Raw genomic sequence first — 21288 nt, 5'->3', positions numbered from 1 at the left:
CCCGTCGCAATCAGTCACCTGCTTGCGTGGGTGTCCATCGCAAGCAGGTGACTGATTGCGGGGTGGGTCAGGAGCGTTTCGCGCGCCACCCCAGGGAAAGAACGGCCTGGACGAGTTCCTGGTAGCTCGGCTTGACCTCTTCCAGGTACTTCTCCAGGTACCCGGGCCGCGCGGTCGGTACCGGTCGCGGGTCTTCGTCCTCCGGCAGCCACGAGAGACCTTCGACGTTGTGCTGCGCCATCTTCCACCAGCGTGTGCACCGGTCGACGGCGCGCTGCTCACGTTCGGCGGCGTCCGCGACGGTCTGGTGCGCTTCGGCGAGCCGGGCCTCCAGTTCGTCCGCGCGGCCGATCTCCCAGTTTCGGAGGTTCTCCGCCGAAGCGCGCGCGAGGCCGACGATCTCCTTGTACCGCATGGCCGCGGTGATGCCGTCATCCATCGAGAAGTCCTTCCGGACGCTGGAACGGGATGATCACCTCAGGAGCGCCGTGGGTGGTGCGATCGAAGAACAGCGCTCGGCCCGGTCTCGGTGACCAGTGCACGACCTGCCCGGCGGCGAACGGCGACAGTTCGTTGCCCTGGACGTCCAGCGCCGCCCAGGTACCGATGTCGTCGGTGCCGGCGAAGCCGAGCGTGTCCTTCAGCCGCGCGATGCTGCGCCACCAGCCGATGGTGTGGACGCCGTGTGCCGGACCCTGCTTCAGCAGCACCCGCAGCTGATCCAAACCGCTCTTCAGCTGTCCGGGTGCCTTCGCCTCCAGCGCGGGGATCGAGGCGTCGACGCCATACAGCAGCAGCACCTGCGCTCTCTCCAAAGAGGACAGTTTCTCCGCGATATCGATTACCCGGGCGGGCAGATCGTCGACCAGGGTCACCTCGTGACCCTCCGCGCGCAGTCGCTCGGCGAGCTCGGCCACGGCGGGCATGGATGCCTCGATGGGGCACGAAAGCACGAAGTCCACCGAACCGTGCGCGTGCTGCTTGGCCAAGGACCGTGCGGCGGAGTCCATGATGGACAGTGCCTCGGCCGTGGCCGCGCCGAGGACGGCGACGTTCCGTCCCGGAGCCTTCGGCAGGTCGACGCCGCAGGCGGCCTCGTCGACGTCGATCGACTGGCCGAGCAGCGCCCGCGGCTTGTCCGTCGGCTTCAGATCGGTGAACGCCGGGAACTGTTCCAGCACGGGGGAATGCGCGCCGTCGAACAGCCGGGGCCGTTTGAACGACTCCGAGTACTGTTCCCAAAGCCGGTGCTGCAGCTTGTTGAAGACGTCCTTGCTGCTCGCGTCCGGCACGTGGGCGAGCTGGTTTCCGTGCGCCACGCCGGAATCGTGGTTGATCACCGCGTGCCACTTCGGCGCCGAGACCGCCGCGTTGTTGGTCTCGGACAGCACGCGCCGCGCCTTGGGCATCGCGATCCGCAGCGTGCACTGCTCGAACACCGCCGGTTTGCCCCAGAATGCCTCGATCCCGGCGACGTCCTGGCTCGCCAGCACCAGGTGGATGCCCTGCGACCGGCCTCGCCGCGCGATGTCCTCCAGCAGCTGGGTCGCGGTCGCCGTCACGCCGTCGCGGCCGGCGAACAGGTACTGGAATTCGTCGATCACCGCGACGATCCGCGGCCAGTGCCCGCCTGGGTCCTGTTCGCGCAGGTCCGCGAGGTTGGTGACCTCGTGCAGTTTCGCCGCGGCGGACCGGCGGCGCAGCTCGTCGGCGAGGAACCGCAGCAGCGCCAGGCCGAACTCGCGGTCGGTGTTGACGTTGACCCCGATGAGCTTGGCGTGCGGCAGCCAGCTGGCGTCCCGCCGCCCCGGCGCGAGCCCCGCGAACGACACGCCTTCCTTGAAGTCCAGCAGGTACAGCGCGAGTTCGTCCGGCGAGTACCGCGCCGCGAGGCTGCCGAGCAGCGAGTACAGGAAGTTCGTCTTCCCCGAACCGCTCGGCCCGCCGATGAGCGCGTGCGGGCTGGCGTCGCCGATGACGACCTCCACCGGCTCGCCCTCGAAGAATCCGACCGGCGCCCGCAATTCCCGAGCCGAACTCTCCTTGCCCAGCTCCGTGGGCAGCAGGTCGGCGAACGCCCGGGGCCCGCCCTGTTTGGCGATCAGCGCCTCGGCGATCCGCCCGGCGGCCCGGATGACCTGCCCGGACGGCATCGGCGGATCGAGGTCGACCATCAGGTCGGGGCCGGTCATGCTGCTGACGGCGTGCCTGTCGTCGTGCAGGCTCAGCGATTCGACCGAGGTCGACAGCGTGGTCGGCACGTCGATCAGGATCAGGCAGATCCCGGCCGCGAGCGCCCCGGTGGCGACGCGTTTCAGTTCGCGGGCGCGCTCCGGTTCGAGGGTCTCGCCGTTGCCGTAGAGCACCGCGACGCGGAACGGTTCGACGCGCTGGCCGCTCGCCCGCCGGATCTCCCGCAGCGACGTGTGCCCCGCCTGCATCCCGGTCGCGTGGATGCGGCGGATATGCCCGGCCAGTTCGTCGAGGAGGTCTTCGAGCCGTCCCGGGTCGTACAGGGTGAGCGCGCTGGTGCGGCTCAGCGGGTACAGGTCGGGGAGGATCGCGGTCAGCTGCCCGACGTCCCACAGGTGGACGCGTACCGCGCCGGGTTCGAACGTGCTCAGGATCCGCATCAGCAGGTTCTGCACGATGCCGTCCACCGCGGCCCGGGTCTTCGGTGCCGACGTGATGGACAGATGCGACTCGTCGAGCAGGGGCATCGCGACATCGAACGTGCGTGGCACGTCCTTGCCCGGCACGGTCGCCGAGCCGACGCGCCAGAGCCCCGGCGCGGTGATGCCGGGATTCCCGCCGACCCGGCCGAGCCAGTTGCCCGGCGGCTGGCTCGCGGGGCCGGGCGCGTTGTGCGCGACGAGTTCGCGCAACGCGTTCGGGCCCGCTTCCCAGTCGGCGTAGAACTGGCCGCGCACATTCCCGAGCAGGCCGAACACCTCGTTCGCGGCGGGGTGCCGCGACCACTCGGCGTACTGCTCCGAAGTGGAGTTGTTCATCCCCACCCGGACTATGTGCTGTTCCAGTTCCAGTTTGGCCAGTTCCGCCTCGGCGGACTGGCGGGCGCCGGCGGCGGCGCCGAGGACGAGCCCGATCTGGTGCCGGACCCGCTCGAGCGCCGTGGCGACGCGATTGCGTTGTTCACTCGCTTTGCTGCCCATACCGGCTCGCCGATCTCAGAGGCGGGATTGGTAGCCGCTGACCAGGTCGTCAGCGACGGAAAGGCGCGTCAGGAGGTTTTCCATTCCCTCGTCGGCCTGCGCCAGCTGAGGCGGCACCCATGGCACGGCTTGGGCCTGAGGCTCCACGATGGCGCGCCTGGACTCCTCGAGCAGGCTTCTGGCCCGCTCGGCATGGGCGCGTCCGTCGGCGAGGCCGGCTTGGACGGCCGTCAGCAGCTGGTGGAGCTCCTCGAGGTACATGCTCTACAGACGGGTCGAATACGACTCGGCCGACGAGATGCCCGCCTGGATGGTGCTCTGCATCCCGGTGATGCCCTGCAGGGCCTCGGCGAGCAGCCCGTGCGCCTGGCTCACCTCGTGCTGGGTGCTGCCTTGAGTGGCCTGCGACAGGGAAAGCTGGGCTTCTTCGAGAGACTGCGCTGCCTGCTGAAGAGCGGCGATGCTCGCGGATGCCTTCTCGTTCGCGAGCGCGATACCAGCGCGGATCTCTTCGACTCCGGCCATTTTGGCGGACTCCTTGGGACGTCGGGGGCTGGAACGACCACACTTAAACTTAGCGTGATCATCTGACTCTGTTAAGTGAAGGTCCTGCGAAGTAATCAACAAGGCCCCGGACGTCGGAACGTCCGGGGCCTTGCTGACGGCGGAGGATACAGGATTCGAACCTGCGAGGGCGTGAACCCAACACGCTTTCCAAGCGTGCGCCTTAGGCCGCTCGGCCAATCCTCCGTGGGGAACTTTACCGGATGCCCTTTCGCCCCCGCGAAGGCGGGTCTGACCTGCGTCTGCGGCTTCGCGGGCTCAAGCGGTCGCGGGGGCGAGAACGTCGGCGACGACGCAGGTGATGTTGTCCGGTCCGCCGCCCTCGTTGGCCAGGTCGATCAGCCTCGGGACGGTCTCGGCGGGGTCTTGGAAGGCGCCCAGGATGTCCTTGATAACGGTTTCGGCAACCGTTGCCGTTAACCCGTCCGAGCACAGCAGAAGACGGTCTCCGGGGGCGGCGTCGAAGGTCCAGATGTCCGCTTCGCCGCTCCCAGTGCTCAGGAGTGCCTTCATCAACAGTGAGCCGCGAGGGTGTCCCTCGACTTCCGACGGGTCGATGCGCCCGTCGTCCGCGAGGGCCTGCGCGAGGGTGTGGTCGCGGGTGAAGCGCCGAAGTGTGCCGTCGCGGAGGAGGTAGCCCTTCGAGTCGCCGATGTGGGCGGCCGTGAAGTGGGAGCCGTCGAACAGCAGCGCGGTCAGGGTGGTGCCCATGCCGCGCGTCTCGGGCTCCTGCTCGGCCGTCGCGGCGAGCCGGTCGTCGATGGTGCGAAGCCCGCCGGAGAGCACCTCGACCAGGTCGACGTCCGCGAGGTCGAAGCCGCGGAGGTCCGAGTCGAGCCGGGACAGGACGCCCACGGCCTCGGCGCTGGCCACCTCGCCGTGCGGCTGGCCGCCGATGCCGTCGGCGACCGCCAGCATCCTGGTGCTGGCGTAGACCGAGTCCTGGTTGACCTGGCGGCGCCGCCCGACGTCCGAGCCGGCGGCGTACCGAAGGGTGTACCTCATGGACCCCAGTAAAGCAGCTGTGTACTGAGTTCACAAACAAAGGGCTGGAATGGTCAGCTGTCGGTTACGATGCGGCGATGGAGGAGCTAGCCACCGTCTCCGCGGCGGACATCGCGCGGATCGCCGGCGTCGGCCGCGCCGCCGTCAGCAACTGGCGCCGACGTTACGGCGATTTTCCGCCACCCGTCGGCGGAACGGCGTCGAGCCCCCTCTTTGCCCTGGTCGCCGTCGAAAAGTGGCTGCGTGAGCGGGGAAAACCGTTCGAGATCTCGCTCGGGGACCGGATCTGGCAGCGGCTGCGGAACCTGGGCGACGACCTGTCTCTGGGCCTGCGGGTCGGCCGGGTGGGTTCGTTCCTGTTGCGGCGCTCCGGCCGGGAATGGACATTCTCGCCCCGTTACGACGACGCCGAACTGCTCGAACTGCTGGACCGCTTCGCCGACGAGCGAGGCGCGCGTGCGGCCTTCGAGTTCCTGTGCGAACGCTACGTCGAGGCGCACTCCCGTCAGCTGTCCGTCACCGCGGAACCGGTGGCAGCGTTGATGTCCCGGCTCATCGGTCCAGAACCCGGCGTCGTGCTCGACCCCGCGTGCGGACTCGGGACGCTGCTGCTGGCCTCCGGCGGGACCCGCCTGCTCGGCCAGGTCGACGATCCGGCGACCTCGTGCATCGCCGCGCATCGGTTGCTGCTCGCGGGCGCGGATATGGAGATGTACGGGGCGGACGCCCTGTCGATGGACTCCTACGAAGGGGTTCTCGCGGACGCCGTCGTCTGCGATCCGCCGTTCAACGAAAGGGAATGGGGTTACGACGAACTCGTCGGCGACCCGCGCTGGGAGTACGGCCAGCCGCCGCGCGGCGAACCGGAACTGGCGTGGGTCCAGCACTGCCTCGCGCACGTTAAACCCGGCGGGCTGGTGGCGATCCGCATGCCGTCCGCCGCCGCCGGACGCCGCACCGGGCGTCGGATCCGCGGGAACCTGTTGCGAGCCGGGGCTTTGCGTGCCGTGGTCACGGTCGGCGGCGCGGATCTCTGGCTGCTGCGACGCCCGGCATCCGGGGAGCGGCCGCCGTCCCGCCTGCTCCTGCTGGCCGATCCGTCCACTGTGGAGGAACAGTGGCGGGAACACCTGCGCGGTGCCGAAGTGCCGGGCGCGGTCCGGATCATCGACCTGCTCGACGAGGAGATCGACCTTTCCCCCGCCCGGTATCAGGCACGGGACGAACACGCGGGCGAGGCCTTTCTCGAAATCCGAAGGCATTTCGAGGGGATCCGGCCGGAACTGCCGTCGCTGATGGTGTCCGACGAGAAGCCCTCGTTCGTCACGATCGGCGAACTGCTGAAGTCCGGGGTGCTCACCGTGCCGGAATCGGTGGAAGAGGGCGATGTCGTCGCGTCGCCCGCCGTACCCGCGTATGTCCACAGTGGAGCATCGTTCCCGGCGGAGCCCCCGATGTCGACGTATCGCACCGATCCCGAACGGCTGGACGCCGCCTTCCTCGCCGGCTGCCTGCGCGCGGCCGGGCAGCTCGCGCCGTCCTCCTCGACCAGGATCGACCTCAAACGCACCCGGATCCCGCGCCTGCCGATCGAGACGCAACGCGCCCACGGGGAGGCGTTCACCCGGCTCGCCGCCTTCGAGGACGCCCTGCGCGAGGCGGCGGAATCGGGCCTGGAGCTGGTGAGGCTAGGCTTGGCGGGGCTCACCGAAGGACAGCTCAAGCCGGAGTCCGGATAGGTGCTGGAAGCGAAGCTTCTCCGTTGAGGGTGGCGGTGGGGGGAGACGAGGTTGCTGATCGCCGATCGCTACGAACTCGACGAGCTGCCGCTCGGCCGGGGTGGCATGGGCGCGGTCTACGCGGGCCACGACCGGCATCTCGGCCGCCGTGTCGCGGTGAAGTTCCTCGGGCTTCCCAGCGGTCCGGACGCCGAACTCGAACAGCGGTTCATCCGCGAGGCGCGGATCCTCGCCACCCTGGAACACGCGGGCGCGCCGACGTTGTACGACTTCGGCACCTACGACGAGCGGCTGTACCAGGTCATGCAGTTCATCGAGGGCGTGACCGTCGCCGATCTCGCCGCCGAACACGGGCCGCTTCCGGTGCCGTGGGCGGCGGCCATCGCCGCGCAGGCCTGTGCCGTGCTGTCCGCCGCGCACGCGCTTTCCATCTGTCACCGCGATCTCAAGCCCACCAACCTGATGTTGTGCCCCGACGGCAGCGTGAAGGTGCTCGACTTCGGGCTCGCGATGCTGCGTGAGACCGACGTCGCCCAGTTCACCCGCGCCGGGCAGATCCTGGGCACCCCCGCGTACATGGCGCCCGAGCAGATCCAGCGCGGGATCGCCGGGCCGCGCAGCGACCTGTACGCGCTGGGCTGCGTCCTGCACGAAATGCTGACCGGCAGGCAGCTGTTCACCGGCCCGACGGCGTACGCGGTGTTCGAGAAGCAGGTCAAGGAGAGCCCGGCCGAAGTGGACGGTGTCCCGGGTGGACTGAACGCGCTGCTCGCGGACCTGCTGGAGAAGGACCCGGAACGGCGGCCTCGCGACGCGGACGAACTGTTCGGGCGGCTGGCCGTGTTCGCGCGGGACCTGCCACCGCTGCCCGGATATCTGGACGAAGGCGCCAATCCGGGCCGGATGTACGCGCGGGTCGTCGGCCGCGTGCCCTGAGACGCGATCGTGACCTTCCGATCTACAACCCCGGATGGGTGAGCTCCGTCTTTACCCATGTCGGACGGACTACGGACAAGCGGGGGTAAGGGTCGTGAAGAAGTTCCTGGTGGGGGTGACCGCACTGGCCACAGCGCTGGTGCTGACCGCGTGTTCCGGCAACGCCGGTGGCGGCGTGCCCGGTGGCGGCGCCGTCGCGCAGGGCGACCCGGCGGGCGGGACCACGACCACGTCGGCGCCGACGGTGCCGACGGTGCCGACGGTGCCGTCTTCGGTACCGGCCACGTCCTCCCAGACACCGACGCCGAGCAGCAGCAGTTCCAAGCCGGCGCCGACGTCTTCGAAGCCCAAGCCGACGCCGAAGCCCACGCCGAAACCGGCGGTCAAGCCCGCCGCGAACGCCGCCGACGTGCCCTGCAAGGCCGCGCTGGCCTCGCCGGGCGTGAGCGCCTGCGTGGACCTCTCCGCGCTGAAGACGTGGCTGCTGCAGGACGGCAAGGTCATCTACGGCCCGGTCAAGCAGCTGCCCGGCAAGAAGGGACACGCCACGCCGACCGGCGTCTTCCACGTCTCGGCCAAGGTCAAGAACTACCACTCGAAGGCCTTCGACGCGCCGATGCCGAACTCGGTGTTCTTCCTGCCGGGTATCGCGTTCCACACCGGCAGCCTCTCGGTGTACTCGCACGGCTGCATCCACCTGTCCGCGGCGGCTTCGCAGAAGTACTTCACGACGCTGCAGAGCGGCGACGTGGTGCAGGTCGTGGCCTGACCGGCGCTGGGCCGCGCATCCCCATCGGACGGCCGAACAGCTTCCAGAGCGGCTACATCACGTGGACCCGGAGCACGGGTCAGGTGATCGGCCGACGGTGGTGATCACAGTTCGATAAAAGCACTCGAAAGTGTGAAATGTCCACCTGGAACCCGTCGATGAGACGTTCGACTGGGGAAAGGGGCTCTTGCATGCCTTCGAGATTCCGTGCGCTCTGTCACGCCGTCGTGGCGCTGATGGTGGCGACGTTGCTCGTGCCTTTGCTGTCCACCGCCGCGTCCGCGGCGCCGACGCTGCCGCCCGGCTTCGTCCTGCGGGACCAGCCGAGCGGCCAGGCCGCGCTCGACCTGACCGACTTCGCCTACCTGCCCGACGGATCGATCCTGACCACCGGTAAGGGCGGCAAGGTCGCCTGGGTGTCCACCACCGGGCAGGCGGAGAGCATCGCCACCCTCCCGGTCCGCAGCACCGGTGACCTCGGGCTGGTCGGGATCGCGATCGCGCCCGACTACGCCACCTCCCGCGCGATCTACACGGCCCGCGCGATCGACGTCCCCGGCGGGATCGCCCTGCGCGCCTCGCGCTGGACGGTGTCCGGCACCGCGCAGCCGACCGGGCTGACCGGCGAAAAGGTGCTCATCGAGGGCCCGGCCAACACCGACATCCACGGCATCACCGGTGTCGTGGCCGCCCCCGACGGCACGGTGTGGGTCTCGACCGGTGACAGCTCCCGGTTCCAGGGCGCGGCCGACCCCTTCGCGCTCAACGTGTACGACCTCGACAAGATCTACGGCAAGATCTTCCACATCACCGCGGACGGCGCCGGCGTACCGGACAACCCGTACTACACCGCGGCGAACCCGAACTCCCTGCGCTCCAAGGTCTTCGCGAGCGGTTTCCGCAGCCCGTTCCGGTTCAGTCTCGACGCGAGCACCGGCCTGCCGGTCGTCGGCGACGTCGGCTGGGGCACCTGGGAGGAGATCAACTTCGTCCAGAAGGGCGGGAATCTCGGCTGGCCCTGCTTCGAGGGCAACCAGCCCGCCGACGGTTTCTCCGCGATGCCGCAGTGCGCGTCGGCCGTGAACACCCCGCCGATGCTGGCGGTACGGCACGGCGAGGGCATCGACAACGGCAACAGCATCACCGGCGGAATTGTCTACAATGGAGAGTCGTACCCGGAGGAATACCGGGGCGCGTACTTCTTCGGCGACTACGCCACCCAGAAGCTGTGGACGGCCAAGTACGACACGCAGGGCCGGATCGTCCGCCCGCAGGAGACGCCGCCGAAGTTCACCGGCATCGGCGGCCCGGTCAAATTCCTGGCCGCGGCCAACGGTGACATCGTCTACGCCGACATCTACAGCGGCATGCTGCGACGGCTCAGCTACACCACCGGGAACAAGGCGCCGGTCGCGGTGGCCACTTCCGAGACGAACCCCGAAACCCGCACGGTCTCCTTCGACGGCAGCGGTTCGTACGACTTCGACAACGACCCGCTGACCTACGAGTGGGACTTCGGCGACGGCGCCACCGGCACCGGGGCGAAGGTCAGCCACACCTACGCTGCGGGGACCGAGAGGTTCACCGCCAGACTGACGGTGAAGGACGGCCTGCAGGCGTCCGGGAGCACGGACATCGCCGTGGCGCCGGGGAACCACTCGCCGAAGCTGACCATGACCGACCCCGGTGACCGCCTGTTCGCGGTCGGCGAGGAGGTCAAGGCCGGCGCGACCGTCACCGACACCGAGGACGGCGACCTTCCGGTCACCTGGACCACCCTGGTCCGGCACTGCCCGGAGAACGCGGTCTGCCACGCGCATCCGGACCAGGGCGCCACCGGCCCCGAGTTCGCCATGCCGTTCACCGACCACACCGACTCCAACCTGGAGTTCACCGCGTCGGCGACCGACAGCGCCGGCGTCACGGTCTCCAAGACCTACATCGCGAAGCCTCGCGAGCACCGGCTGACCTTGACCAGCAACGTCGCCGCGGCGCTCGGCATCACGCCGGAAGGCGGGGCCGCTTCGGCGATGGTGGTCGAAGGCGCGTCCGTGGAGATCCAGGCGGCCGAGGTCGCTTCGGACGGCGCGTCGACCTTCACCGGCTGGTCCAACGGGGCCATCGGGCGGCTGACCACCATCACCATGGGCACCACCGACCAGACGATCACGGCGAACTACATCACCCCGATCGACAAGCGCTACCGCGACGAACCCGCGCTGGCGCAACGACTCGGCGCGCCGACCGCGCCCGAGGCCGTCGACGGCACGGTCAGGTTCCGCACCTACGAGCGCGGGCGGCTGTACTGGTCGAAGGACACGGGCGTGAAGCAGATCGAGGGCGAGATCCTCAAGAAGTACCTCGCCATGGGCGGCCACAAGGAGTTCGGCCCGCCCGCGACCGACGAGATGACCACGCCGGACACCATCGGCCGCTACAACGACTTCCCGATGTGGCCCGGCAAGATGCAGTCGTCGATCTACTACACGGTGAACACGGGCGCGCATCCGGTGTACGGCCGGATCCGGGTGAAGTGGAAGGCGCTGGGCGCGGAGGCCGGTGAACTCGGCTACCCGACCACGGACGAGCACATCACGCCCGACCAGATCGGCCGCTACAACCACTTCAGCAAGAACGCGTCGATCTACTACACGCTGCAGACCGACGCCAAGGCGATCTGGGGCCGGATCCGCGTCCGGTGGGAAGCGCTCGGCTGGGAGGCGGGACCCATGGGGTACCCGACCATGGAAGAGGCGACGACGCCGGACGGTATCGGCCGGTACGTCCACTTCACCAAGGCCGGCTCGATCTACTGGACGATGCAGACCGACGCGCACGGGGTCTACGGTGCCATCCGGCAGCGCTGGGAGGCGCTCGGCTGGGAGGCCGGGTATCTGAGGTACCCGACCACCGACGAGTTCGCTGTGTCCGGTGGACGGCAGAACAACTTCCAGGGCGGTTATGTGTTCTGGAACGCCTCCAACGGGGCGGTGACCGACCGCCGCTGGTAATAGCGGTCAGTACATGAAGGCCCCCTTCCTTGCGTCAGGCGCAAGGAAGGGGGCCTTCATGTACTTCAGCGCAGCAGATCGGCCGGTGAGGTGCCCGTCGAGGTGAGCGGCAGGCCGAGCGCGACGCGTTCGGTGAGCCAGGCGCTCGGTCGGTAGCGCTGGTCGCCGGTGCTCGCGACGAGGCCGCGCAGGACCCTCAGCACGAGATCCGCGCCCGCTTCGTCGCCCCAGGTTAGCGGTCCGCGCGGGTAGCCGAGGCCGAGCCGGACGGCGGTGTCGATGTCCTCGGGCGTCGCGAGCCGCTGTCCGGCGATGAAGCAGGCGGTGTTGACGATCGACGCCAGCAGCCGCTGCGCGATCGGCGCGGGGCCGTCGCGGACCACGGTCACCGGCAGCCCGGTCGCGGCGAGCGCGCCCCAGGCGGTGCGGCCGGCGGCCGGGTCGAGCGCGGGGTGGACCGAAAGCGTCAGGCGTTTCGCGTAGCCGCCGAGGGGATCGACGCCGACGACCCGTTCCGCCGGGAGACCCGCCGCGAGCGCGGTGTCCACAGTGGACGAACCGATCGGGCTGACGATCAGGACCGTGTCCGGGTAGGCGGAGTGCACGACCTGGATACCCGCCGACGAGAGCAGCGTGCCGAGGCGTTCGTCGTCGACCCACACCGGGGTGGCCGGGGTTTCCGGCGCGGCCGGTTCCGGCTCGACCTGTTGCCGCCCGTCGGCATAGCCGTAAAAGCCTTCGCCGTTCTTGCGGCCGAACAGCCCGGCGGCGACGCGGGGACGCGTCAGCCACGACGGCCGCAGCCGCGGTTCGCCGTGGAACCCACTCCAGATGCTTTCGAGCACGGCGTGCGAGACGTCGAGACCGGTGAGGTCGAGCAGTTCGAACGGGCCGAGTTTCAGTCCGAGCACGTCGCGTGCGACGCGGTCCACCTCGGCCGGGCTCGCGATTCCTTCGGCGAGGATCTGCAGCGCCTCGGTGCCCAGCCCGCGGCCGGCGTGGTTGACCAGGAAGCCCGGCGCGTCGCGGGCGAGGACGGGTTCGTGTCCCCAGCCGCGGACGAGTTCGGTCACGGCGGGCGGCAGCCACGCGGCGGTCCGCACGCCGGGCACGACCTCGACCAGCCGCATCAGCGGGACCGGGTTGAAGAAATGGAGGCCGAGCAACCGGCCGGGATCGGTCAGCGCGGCACCGATCTCGGTGACCGAAAGCGAACTGGTGTTGGTGGCGAACACGGTGTCCGGGCCGCATACACGTTCCAGTTCGGCGAACAGCGTGCGTTTGATCTCCAGGTCCTCACGGACCGCTTCGACCACGAGGTCGACGCCGTCGGCGGGAGCCAGCGGGCTCTCGGCCGCGATCAGCCTGCCCTTCGCGGACTCGGCGACTTGCTCGGTGATCTTGCCCTTCGAGGCGAGCTTGCCCAGCATCGCGCCGACGTGGTCGATGGCCTCGCCGACCGCGTCGGGCCGGGCGTCGGCGAGCTCGACTTCGAGTCCCGCCGTCACGGCGAGCTGGACGATGCCCCGGCCCATCACCCCGGTTCCGATGACCCGGATCCTGCCGACCTGCTCCGCCCACTTCTCCACCGCGAGCCGCCTTTCCCTCGATGTCGTCCCCGGCGTGACGCTAGCCGCCACGCCGGTATATCGCCCGGAAGGGTGATCCGCGCCCCAGTCGGCGTAAGGCCACCGACCCGGCGCGGTCCCATCCGCGAAAACCGAGTGTTCCGTGCACGACCCCCGAAGGGAAAGTTCCCATGGCCACCGTCCCCGCCGCCGCAGCCATCCGGACCACGCCGTTGCTCCTCGTCGCCGTCCTCTTCGGCGCGGTCGCCGCTTTCCTCGCGAGCCAGGCGTTGTGGTCGCTCACCGCCCTGGCCGTCGTGGTCGCCGCCGCCGTCCTCGCGGGCGGGGTGTGGCTGACCGGCCGGAAGGCCGAACAGGAGCTCTAAGATCGCCGTGTGACGGCGAAGCGCTTGACGCGGGAAGAAAGCCGCGAGCAGACCAGGCAGCGCCTGCTCGCGGCGGCCGCCGAACTGTTCTCCGAACGAGGGGTCAACGGCACGTCCGTCGAGCAGATCGCCGAACGGGCCGGATTCACCCGCGGCGCCTTCTACGGCAACTTCGACGGCAAGCACGAGCTGGTCGTCGAACTGCTGCGCCGCCGGACCCGGCGCGAGGCCGAGGAGGTCGCCGCGCTGCGCGAAGGCGTCGGCTCCTTCGCCGAGATGATGGACCGGCTGCGCGCGTGGAACGTCGAGCGCGCCGAACACCTCGCCGGCTGGCTGACCTTGCGCACCGAGCTGGCCCTTTACGCGCTGCGGAACCCCGGCGCACGGCCGCTCGTCGGCGAAGGCGAGAAGTCGACAAGGGCATTGCTGGAGACCTCGATCCGGACCGAACTCGCCGCGCGGGGCGTGGAACCGCCCGCCGACCCGGCGTTTCTCGCGCTGATCCTGCACGCGCTCGAGGACGGTCTCCTGCTGCAGCGCCTCCTCAGCCCCGAGGGGACTGGCGACGAGGACGTGGTGGACGCCGTCCAGCTGCTGATGCGGTCGTGGACCGCGCTCAGCCGGGCATCTTGATCCCGGTGAACTCGGCCATCTGACGGATCCCGTGCGCGAAGAAGTCGTCCGCCGGGTCGACGGAGCCGACGTATTGGCCGAACAGCTCGAAGTTGATCATCCCGAACAGCTGGGTCCAGGCCATGATCAGCCGGGAGGCGGTCTCGGGAGCCAGGTTGACCTTGAGGATTCCGGTGACGGCGTCAAGCTGGTGCAGTAGCCCGACGGGCATCTCGCCGACCTCGGTCTCGACCCGGAGATTCGCGTCCCGCAGGACCGCGACCAGCGCGAACGCCACCCGGCCGGCCGGGGCGACGGTGTCCTGCGGGGCTTGGTAGCCCGGGATCGGCGAGCCGTAGATCAGCGCGTACTCGTGCGGGTGCGCCTTCGCCCAGGTGCGGACCGCGTGCCAGATCGACTCCCACCGTTCCAGTGGGGCCTTCTTCGGGTCGTCGGCGGCCTCCGCGGCCTCGCCGACGGCGTTGTAGGCGTCGACGATCAGGGCGGTCAGCAGCTCTTCGCGGCTGGAGAAGTACCGGTAGAGCGCGGACGAGACCATGCCCAGCTCTCGCGCGACCGCGCGGAGCGAGAGGCCGAGCGCGCCGACTTCGGCGAGCTGGCTGCGGGCTTCGTCCTTGATCTCGCGGGTGAGTTCGGCGCGGGCGCGCTCGCGCGCGGTCTGGGTGGCGGCCATGCTCTCACCATAGAGCATCGCACCTAAAAGAGAGCAGTGCTCTTGACATGATGCACTGCTCTGGTGTTCACTGCTCTTAACAGAGAGCACTGCTCTCGAAGACTTCGAGGAGACGAGATGACAGCCGCCGAAACCCGCTACGTCAAACCCGCCAAGGCGGCCCACGCCTTCAACGCGTTCGTGCTCAAGCTGACGAGGCTCGGCATCAGCGTCCTGGGCAGCCGGGTGCTCTCGGTCCGCGGCCGGAAAAGCGGCGAACTGCGCTCGGTCCCGGTCAATCTGCTGAAGCTGGACGGCGAGCGCTACCTGGTCGCGCCCCGCGGTGTCACGCAGTGGGTGCGCAACCTGCGCGTCGCGGGTGAGGGGCAGCTCACCGTCGGGCGCCGCACCGAGACGTTCACCTACACCGAACTCGCCGACGACGAGAAGCCCGAGATCCTGCGCGCGTACCTCAAGCGCTGGAAGTTCGAGGTCGGCGTGTTCTTCGACGGTGCCGACGCGAAGTCGTCCGACGAGAAGCTCCGCGAGATCGCGCCCGGCTACCCGATCTTCAAGATCGCCAGTGTCGCGTGATCCTGGTTGCCTTACACGTGACTGGATCGACGACACACGTGATTGGGCGGACGACTCGCCCTAGTCGTCAGTGGGTGCCCGTCGCGTGCGGCGGGCGGTGGCCGTCACCAGCACCACCCCGATCAGGAACGCGACCAGCCCGATCAGGAACCACAGTTTCTGCCCGGTCATGAAGCTGCCGGTCAGCACGCCGGCGCCCTGGAGCACCCAGACACCGCCGACCAGCAGGAAGACCAGCCCGATCGTGAGCGTGACCCAGCGTTTCATCCACAGCTCCCCGCCTCGACGTGCCTTGCGGCGATTCTGGCACCGGGAGCCCCGTCCGGCGAACCGATCATCATCCGCCGACGAGACCGTTGCGGTAGGCGTAGACGACGGCGTGCACCCTGTCCCGTAGCCCGAGCTTCGCCAGGATCCGGGACACGTGGGTCTTCACCGTCTCCTCGCCCACATGCAGGTGCGCGGCGATCTCCGCGTTGCTGGAGGCGTCGGCGACGAGCAGGAGGACTTCGCGTTCGCGTGAGGTGAGTCGTTCCAGTTCCGCCGGTTCGGCGGCCGCGGGTTCGATGCTGGTGGCGAAGGCCGACACCAGCCGCCGGGTCACCGTCGGGTCGATCAGCGCGTCGCCGCGCGCGGCCACCCGCATGGCCGACACGAGCTCTTCGGGGGCGAGGCTCTTCAACAGGAATCCGCTCGCACCGGCCCGCAGCGCGCGGTAGACGTACTCGTCGGAGTCGTAGGTCGTCAGCACGAGGACGCGGGTGTCGTTCCCTGGCGCGGACATGATCGCCTCGGTCGCGGCCAGACCGTCCAATTTGGGCATCCGGACGTCGAGCACGGCGACGTCCGGGCGCAGCGCGGCCGCCCGCGTGACGGCCTCGCGCCCGTCCGCCGCCTCGCCGACGCATTCGAAGTCCGCCTGGGTGTCCAGCACCGCGCGCATCCCGGACCGGAACATCGCGTGGTCGTCGGCGAGCAGAACCCGGATCACTTTGCCTCCAAAGGAAAACCGACGCGGACCCGCCAGTTGCGGCCGTCGCGGAGCGGTCCGCATTCCGCCTGTCCGCCGAACAAAGCGACCCGCTGCCTGATCCCGGCGAGGCCGCGTTTCGTCGACTCGGCCGACGCGTTCGGGCGGCCGATCTCGTTCGTGATCGTGAGGATCACCTCCGTCTGCCGGTAGGCGAGGTCGATCTCGACGATCCCGCCGGAGCCGTGCCGGAGCGCGTTCGTCAGCGCCTCCTGCGTGATGCGGTACAACGCGATGTCCACCGAACCCGGGAGTTCCCGCGGCCCGCCGTGGCTCGTCAGGCGCGCGGGCAGCCCGGCGGTGCGGAGGTTGTCGAGCAGCTCGTCGAGGTTGTCGAGCCCCGGTTGCCGCTGTGCGTCGCCGTTCTCCTTGCCGTGCAACAGATCCAGCAGACGCCGCAGATCGGCCATCGCGGCCCGGCTCGACGATTCGACGGCGGAGAGCGAACGCCGCACGGCGGGTTCGCCGTCGGGCAACCCGAGTCGCGCGGCGCCGGCGTGCACGCCGATCGCGCTGACGTGGTGGGAGATCACGTCGTGCAGGTCGCGGGCGATCGTCGTGCGTTCTTCGGCGACGGCGCGGCGGACCGCCTCGGCTTCGTGCTGCCGCCGTTGTTCCTCCGCGCGCTGGAGATCGGCGATGTACGCGCGCCGCGCCGTCGTGTAGCGGCCGACCATCCACGGAAGCAGTCCGCTCATACCGACTTCGATGAGCAGCAGCCGCCAGTCCCGGTCGCCCCTGTCGACCGGGATGAGGTTGCAGGCGACGAGCCCGGCGAGCATCGCGGCCAGCGCGGCGAGCGCGGGTTCGGCCGAAAGCCAGGCGCCGGCGCGGTAACCCGCGATCAGCACGCCCGCGTTGGTGGCCTGCAGGTAGTGGTCGTACGGGTACAGCAGCAGCGGCGCGGCGGTGAGCAGCGCGCCGTGCGCGGCCGAAACCCAGCCGGAATACCGCGAAGGCCCGGCGAGCGCGACGTTCGCGAGGATTCCGCCCAGCAGCACCACCCACGCCTGCCAGCCGAGCGAGAGCGGCGGTCCGGCGATGAGGAACAGCCCGGCGTCGGCGACCAGGCAGACGGTCGCGACCGCCCAGGCCTGTCTCGCCAGCGAACCACTGATGTCCCGCACGCGTCCAACTCTGCCCTATTTCGCTGGACGGGGGTTCCTAAGATCGAAAGCCATGGGGACCGCGAAGACTCCCGTGCTCTGGACGACAGGGGCACCGGGAACGGGGAAATCGACCACCGCCTGGGGGTTGTACACGCGTCTCGTGGAAGCCGGTGGCACTGTCGCGTACGTCGACATCGATCAGCTCGGGCTGATCGGCCCGCCTCCCGGCGGCGGCGACGCCGCGCACGCGATCAAGGCGGCCAACCTGCTGCGGGTGCTGGAAGTCCTGCGTGCGCGGGGCGCCGGGCAGCTCGTCGTTTCCGGTGTGGTGGATCCCGAGAACGGGGTCGAGCCGTACTTCGAGGGCCGCGACTTCGACCTCACGCTCGTCCGGCTGGTTTGTGATCGCGACGAACTCCGGAGCCGGTTCCTCGGCCGTGGATCACCCGCCGCGGCCCTGCCCGATCTCCTCGCGGTGGCGGACGCCTACGACCGCACGGGTTTCGGCGAGGAGATGGACACGACCGGGCAGCGATCCGAGGAGACCGTGGAGGCGTTGCTCCCACGCTGCGTCGTGGGTGACGGGCCGGTCCGGACGCCTGCCGTCGTGGAACCGCAGCCCGGACCGGTGACCGTGGTGACCGGCCCGACGGCGGTCGGCAAGTCGACGGCCGCGTTCAGCGCGCTGCGGGACCTCTGGGAGCACGGGATGCCCGTCGCCTACGTCGATCTCGCGCAACTCGGGTTCGCGCACCCCGGCCCGGATCCGGCCGTGGAGGCGGCGAACCTGGCGGTCGTCTGGCGCGGCTATCGCGAGGCCGGAGCGAAGCGACTGCTCGTCGTCGCCAGGGAATTCCGTCCGGAGCACCGGCGGGTCTTCGAGGAGGTCACGGTCGTCCATCTCGACGCGGACGACCCGACGCTCACCGAGCGCGTCGGGCGCCGGGCCGAGGGCGAGTCGGCACTGCTGGCCGGTGACGAACTCCGCGGCGCGCCGCCCGGTGTGCGGGACCGGGTGGCAGCCCGCGCGGTCACCGAGGCGGCACGGATGCGGGATTCCGGCGGGGACCGCGTCGTCCTCGACACCTCCGGACAGGAACCCGCCGAGACGGCCGCCGCGCTGCTCGCCGTCCTGCGTCAGTAGCCGGGCGGTGGTCCGCCGGGCCCGTCCTGTCCCGGCTGGCCCTGTCCCTGCTGCCGTTGACCTCGCCGGCCCTGACCCGGCCCGCCGTTCTGCCCTGCCTTGCCGATACTCGTCGCCGTCGCGGTGTTCCCGGTGACCTTGGCGTTCACCGTCACCGTCTCGCCGGTCTTGGGATCGCCCGTCTTCCGTGTCGTCGAATCGATCGTGTAGACCTGCTTGTAGCCGTCCTTGCTGGTCAGGCTGACGGACGTCGCGCTGATCTCGGTGATCTCCCCGGTCTGCATCCGCTCGGTGCTGTAGCCGCCGTTGCCGTCGGAGACGACGAAGTCGCCGTGCAGCGCGTCGCGCGGCATCCCGCCGCCAGGGCCGAAGATCATCCGGCCGCCGCCGGGACCGCCCATCATCCCGCCCTGTTCGGCACCGTTCGCGGCGGTCCCGGCCCAGATCGCGGCGCCGCCACCGGCGGCGATCACCACCGCCACCCCGGCCGCGATCGCGGTCTTGCGGCCCGACCAGGCCTTCTTCGGTTCGCCCGCCGGGGCGGGCGCGCCCCAGGCGGCGGTCTCGTCCGCCGGCGGTCCGGCGGGTTCGGTCGGTTCGGTCATCTGGTCGCCTCCGTGTACTCGGTTGCGGCCATGGTCGGCGCCGTCGCTGTGCGGGAGCTGTGCCGTCGGTGGGCACGCGCTGTGATTCCCTCCCCGGCGGGGTGATCGTTCACAGGAAACGCACAGGCGGTACACAGAGAAGCCTCATCGGCGCCGCCAAGGATGGCACCATGACCAGTGTGAACGTCCCTTCGTCCGGTTCCGCGAAGGCCGGCCTGCGCCGTGCCGACGGCAGCCCCGTGCGAGTGCTGGTCGTCGACGACGAGGCGACCTTGTCCGAACTCGTGTCGATGGCGCTGCGCATGGAGGGCTGGGACATCCGCACCGCCGCCGACGGTATCGAGGCCGTCCGCGTCGCCAGGGAATTCCGGCCGGACGCGGTGGTGCTGGACGTCATGCTGCCGGACATGAGCGGCCTGGACGTCCTGCGCCGCCTGCGCTCCGAGGTGCCGAACCTGCCTGTGCTGTTCCTGACCGCCAAGGACGCGGTGGAGGACCGGATCGCCGGGCTCACCGCGGGCGGCGACGACTACGTCACCAAGCCGTTCAGCCTGGAGGAGGTCGCGTTGCGGTTGCGCGCGCTGCTCCGCCGCGCGGGCGGGGTCGCCGGGCCGAGCGGATCGATGCTGGTCGTCGGCGACCTGACCCTGGACGAGGACAGCCGCGAAGTGCACCGCGGTGGCGATCCGGTGCCGCTGACCGCGACCGAGTTCGAACTGCTGCGTTATCTCATGCGCAATCCGAAGCGGGTGCTGTCGAAGGCGCAGATCCTGGACCGGGTGTGGAGCTACGACTTCGGAGGCCAGGCCAACATCGTCGAGCTGTACATCTCCTATCTCCGCAAGAAGATCGACGCCGACAGGGAACCGATGATCCACACGATGCGCGGCGCCGGGTATGTCCTCAAGCCCGCGGGGTAGGCGGCCGTGGTCCTTGCGACGGCGGCTGATCGCGCAGGTCGCGGGGCTGCTCGCGCTCGTCTGCCTGGTGGTCGGCGTGGTGACCGAACTGGCGTTGCGCGACTTCCTGATCGGCCAGCTCGACGCGCGGCTCCGCGAGACCAGTGAACGCGCGAGCCGTCCGCCGCCACCGGGACGTCCAGGCGGCGAAAGGGTTCCGGAGGGCCTGCGCGCGTACGGGCAGAGCACCGGTTCGCTGTTCGTGAACGTGTTCCCGGACGGGCGCGTGCTCGCCGCCGTGCTCCGGTCCAGCTACGACGCGAAGGTCACCGACCCGTTCCCGCACGACGAGATCAGCCCGTCCCAGGTCGCCACCCTGCTGCGGTCGACGACGGGCAACGAGCCCACCGACGTCGAACTGGGCTCGCTCGGGGAGTACCGCGTGATGGCGAAGCAGACGGCGAGCGGCGGGGTCGCGATCACCGGACTGCCCACCAAGGACGTCACGGATACCTTGTGGAACCTCGGTTTCATCTTCGGCGGGGTCGCCGTCGGCGGCATCCTGCTGGCGGGCGCGCTCGGCGCGGTGACCGTGCGGCGCACCATGAAACCCCTCGACCGGCTGGCCGCCACCGCGACCAGGGTCGCCGAACTCCCCTTGGACCGCGGCGAGGTCGCGCTGTCCGAGCGAGTGTCCGAAGTGGACACTGATCCGCGGACCGAGGTCGGCAAGGTCGGCTTCGCGCTCAACCGCATGCTCGGCCACATCTCGAACGCGCTTTCCGCCCGCCAGGCCAGTGAAAGCCGGGTGCGCCGGTTCGTCGCGGACGCCAGCCACGAACTGCGGACCCCGCTCGCGGCCATCCGCGGCTACGCGGAGCTCACCCGGCGGTCCGGCTCCGAGGTGCCGCCCGATATCGCGTTCGCGATGGGCCGGGTCGAGTCGGAGTCGACGCGGATGACCGGTCTGGTCGAGGATCTGCTGCTGCTCGCACGGCTCGACTCCGGCCGTCCGGTGGTGCACCAGCCGGTCGATCTCTCCCGGCTGGTGGCGGACGCCGTCGCGGACGCGCACGTCGCCGGGCCGGAACACAAATGGCTGCTGGAGGTCCCGCCGGAACCGATCACCGTCCTCGGTGACGCGGATCAGCTGCACCAGGTGGTGATCAACCTGCTGGGTAACGCGCGCACGCACACCCCGGCGGGCACCGGGGTCACCACCTCGCTGTCCATAGTGGACTCGACGGTGACACTGTCCATTGCCGACAGTGGTCCGGGGATCCCGCCGGATATCCTTCCGGAGGTCTTCGAACGCTTCGCCCGCGGCGACGATTCGCGATCGAGGGCGGCGGGCAGCACCGGACTCGGCCTGGCCATCGTCGCGGCCGTCGTCGCCGCGCACGGCGGGCGGGTCGGGGTCACCAGCCGTCCGGGGCGCACGGAATTCCGGGTCGTGCTCCGGGCCGCCTGA

21 protein-coding genes and 1 tRNA gene are annotated in these 21288 nt (G+C 69.8%); 10 read left to right on the top strand and 12 right to left on the bottom strand.

The window, feature by feature from the left end:
• Positions 1-67: 67 nt before the first annotated feature.
• From H074_RS36640 to H074_RS36615, 6 genes are all read right to left on the bottom strand, one after another.
• Positions 68-439, bottom strand: coding sequence for a hypothetical protein (locus H074_RS36640; RefSeq protein ID WP_007035151.1), 372 nt, complete (start codon positions 437-439; stop codon positions 68-70).
• A complete protein-coding gene (locus H074_RS36635) occupies positions 432-3173 on the bottom strand; it encodes an FtsK/SpoIIIE domain-containing protein (protein WP_007035150.1) in 2742 nt (913 codons plus the stop codon). The genes H074_RS36640 and H074_RS36635 overlap by 8 nt, the downstream gene beginning before the upstream one ends.
• Positions 3174-3188: 15 nt before the next feature.
• Positions 3189-3434 carry a hypothetical protein gene (locus tag H074_RS36630; protein ID WP_007035149.1) on the bottom strand — a complete coding sequence of 82 codons (246 nt, stop codon included), beginning with the start codon at positions 3432-3434 and terminating at the stop codon, positions 3189-3191.
• 3 nt (positions 3435-3437) lie between these two features.
• Complete coding sequence (locus tag H074_RS36625) at positions 3438-3698, bottom strand: hypothetical protein (RefSeq protein WP_005167132.1); 261 nt, start codon at positions 3696-3698, stop codon at positions 3438-3440.
• A gap of 140 nt (positions 3699-3838) precedes the next feature.
• Positions 3839-3923 (bottom strand) — tRNA-Ser (locus H074_RS36620).
• A 72-nt stretch (positions 3924-3995) separates the two neighbouring features.
• Entirely contained in the window at positions 3996-4742 is a 747-nt protein-coding gene (locus tag H074_RS36615) for a PP2C family protein-serine/threonine phosphatase (protein ID WP_007035148.1), read from the bottom strand.
• A gap of 77 nt (positions 4743-4819) precedes the next feature.
• On the opposite strand from H074_RS36615, the gene H074_RS36610 reads away from it, so the two are divergent.
• From H074_RS36610 to H074_RS36595, 4 genes are all read left to right on the top strand, one after another.
• Positions 4820-6481 carry an N-6 DNA methylase gene (locus tag H074_RS36610; RefSeq protein WP_007035147.1) on the top strand — a complete coding sequence of 554 codons (1662 nt, stop codon included), beginning with the start codon at positions 4820-4822 and terminating at the stop codon, positions 6479-6481.
• A gap of 51 nt (positions 6482-6532) precedes the next feature.
• Entirely contained in the window at positions 6533-7417 is an 885-nt protein-coding gene (locus H074_RS36605; RefSeq protein WP_007035146.1) for a serine/threonine-protein kinase, read from the top strand.
• Positions 7418-7511: 94 nt separating this feature from the next.
• Positions 7512-8186: a L,D-transpeptidase gene (locus H074_RS36600; RefSeq protein WP_039924339.1), complete on the top strand. Its 675-nt coding sequence runs from the start codon at positions 7512-7514 to the stop codon at positions 8184-8186.
• A gap of 191 nt (positions 8187-8377) precedes the next feature.
• Positions 8378-11197 carry a PQQ-dependent sugar dehydrogenase gene (locus tag H074_RS36595; protein WP_007035143.1) on the top strand — a complete coding sequence of 940 codons (2820 nt, stop codon included), beginning with the start codon at positions 8378-8380 and terminating at the stop codon, positions 11195-11197.
• Positions 11198-11262: 65 nt separating this feature from the next.
• Here the strand turns inward: H074_RS36595 and H074_RS36590 are convergent, their stop codons facing one another.
• Positions 11263-12786 (bottom strand): 3-hydroxyacyl-CoA dehydrogenase, encoded by a 1524-nt coding sequence (locus H074_RS36590; protein ID WP_007035142.1) that lies wholly within the window; start codon positions 12784-12786, stop codon positions 11263-11265.
• A gap of 170 nt (positions 12787-12956) precedes the next feature.
• Here H074_RS36590 and H074_RS36585 point away from each other — a divergent pair, with 170 nt between their 5' ends.
• A complete protein-coding gene (locus tag H074_RS36585) occupies positions 12957-13151 on the top strand; it encodes a hypothetical protein (protein ID WP_007035141.1) in 195 nt (64 codons plus the stop codon).
• Positions 13152-13160: 9 nt separating this feature from the next.
• Entirely contained in the window at positions 13161-13784 is a 624-nt protein-coding gene (locus H074_RS36580) for a TetR/AcrR family transcriptional regulator (RefSeq protein WP_007035140.1), read from the top strand.
• Here the strand turns inward: H074_RS36580 and H074_RS36575 are convergent.
• Positions 13768-14457 (bottom strand): TetR/AcrR family transcriptional regulator, encoded by a 690-nt coding sequence (locus tag H074_RS36575; protein ID WP_039924337.1) that lies wholly within the window; start codon positions 14455-14457, stop codon positions 13768-13770. The genes H074_RS36580 and H074_RS36575 overlap by 17 nt on opposite strands.
• Positions 14458-14574: 117 nt before the next feature.
• On the opposite strand from H074_RS36575, the gene H074_RS36570 reads away from it, so the two are divergent.
• A complete protein-coding gene (locus tag H074_RS36570; RefSeq protein ID WP_007035138.1) occupies positions 14575-15030 on the top strand; it encodes a nitroreductase family deazaflavin-dependent oxidoreductase in 456 nt (151 codons plus the stop codon).
• Positions 15031-15090: 60 nt separating this feature from the next.
• On the opposite strand, the gene H074_RS36565 is transcribed toward H074_RS36570, so the two are convergent.
• The 3 genes from H074_RS36565 to H074_RS36555 form a co-directional block, all read right to left on the bottom strand.
• Positions 15091-15297: a hypothetical protein gene (locus H074_RS36565; protein ID WP_007035137.1), complete on the bottom strand. Its 207-nt coding sequence runs from the start codon at positions 15295-15297 to the stop codon at positions 15091-15093.
• Positions 15298-15367: 70 nt separating this feature from the next.
• On the bottom strand, positions 15368-16021 hold the full coding sequence (locus H074_RS36560) for a response regulator (RefSeq protein WP_007035136.1): 654 nt from the start codon (positions 16019-16021) through the stop codon (positions 15368-15370).
• Entirely contained in the window at positions 16018-17187 is a 1170-nt protein-coding gene (locus H074_RS36555; protein ID WP_007035135.1) for a sensor histidine kinase, read from the bottom strand. Before H074_RS36555 ends, H074_RS36560 begins: the two co-directional genes overlap by 4 nt.
• A gap of 52 nt (positions 17188-17239) precedes the next feature.
• Here H074_RS36555 and H074_RS36550 point away from each other — a divergent pair, with 52 nt between their 5' ends.
• Positions 17240-18313 carry a hypothetical protein gene (locus H074_RS36550; RefSeq protein WP_007035134.1) on the top strand — a complete coding sequence of 358 codons (1074 nt, stop codon included), beginning with the start codon at positions 17240-17242 and terminating at the stop codon, positions 18311-18313.
• On the opposite strand, the gene H074_RS36545 is transcribed toward H074_RS36550, so the two are convergent.
• Positions 18307-18918 carry a hypothetical protein gene (locus H074_RS36545; RefSeq protein ID WP_007035133.1) on the bottom strand — a complete coding sequence of 204 codons (612 nt, stop codon included), beginning with the start codon at positions 18916-18918 and terminating at the stop codon, positions 18307-18309. The two genes, H074_RS36550 and H074_RS36545, sit on opposite strands and share 7 nt — an antisense overlap.
• Positions 18919-19088: 170 nt before the next feature.
• Here H074_RS36545 and H074_RS36540 point away from each other — a divergent pair, with 170 nt between their 5' ends.
• Both H074_RS36540 and H074_RS36535 read left to right on the top strand, forming a co-directional pair.
• Entirely contained in the window at positions 19089-19838 is a 750-nt protein-coding gene (locus H074_RS36540; RefSeq protein ID WP_007035132.1) for a response regulator transcription factor, read from the top strand.
• Positions 19816-21288, top strand: a complete 1473-nt coding sequence (locus H074_RS36535; protein WP_039924336.1) for a sensor histidine kinase — start codon at positions 19816-19818, stop codon at positions 21286-21288. Before H074_RS36540 ends, H074_RS36535 begins: the two co-directional genes overlap by 23 nt.

The sequence above is a fragment of the Amycolatopsis decaplanina DSM 44594 genome, assembly GCF_000342005.1.
Classification (GTDB): domain Bacteria; phylum Actinomycetota; class Actinomycetes; order Mycobacteriales; family Pseudonocardiaceae; genus Amycolatopsis; species Amycolatopsis decaplanina.
The sequence above is the reverse complement of the archived record's forward strand: the minus strand, read 5'-3'. Positions and strand labels throughout refer to the sequence as shown.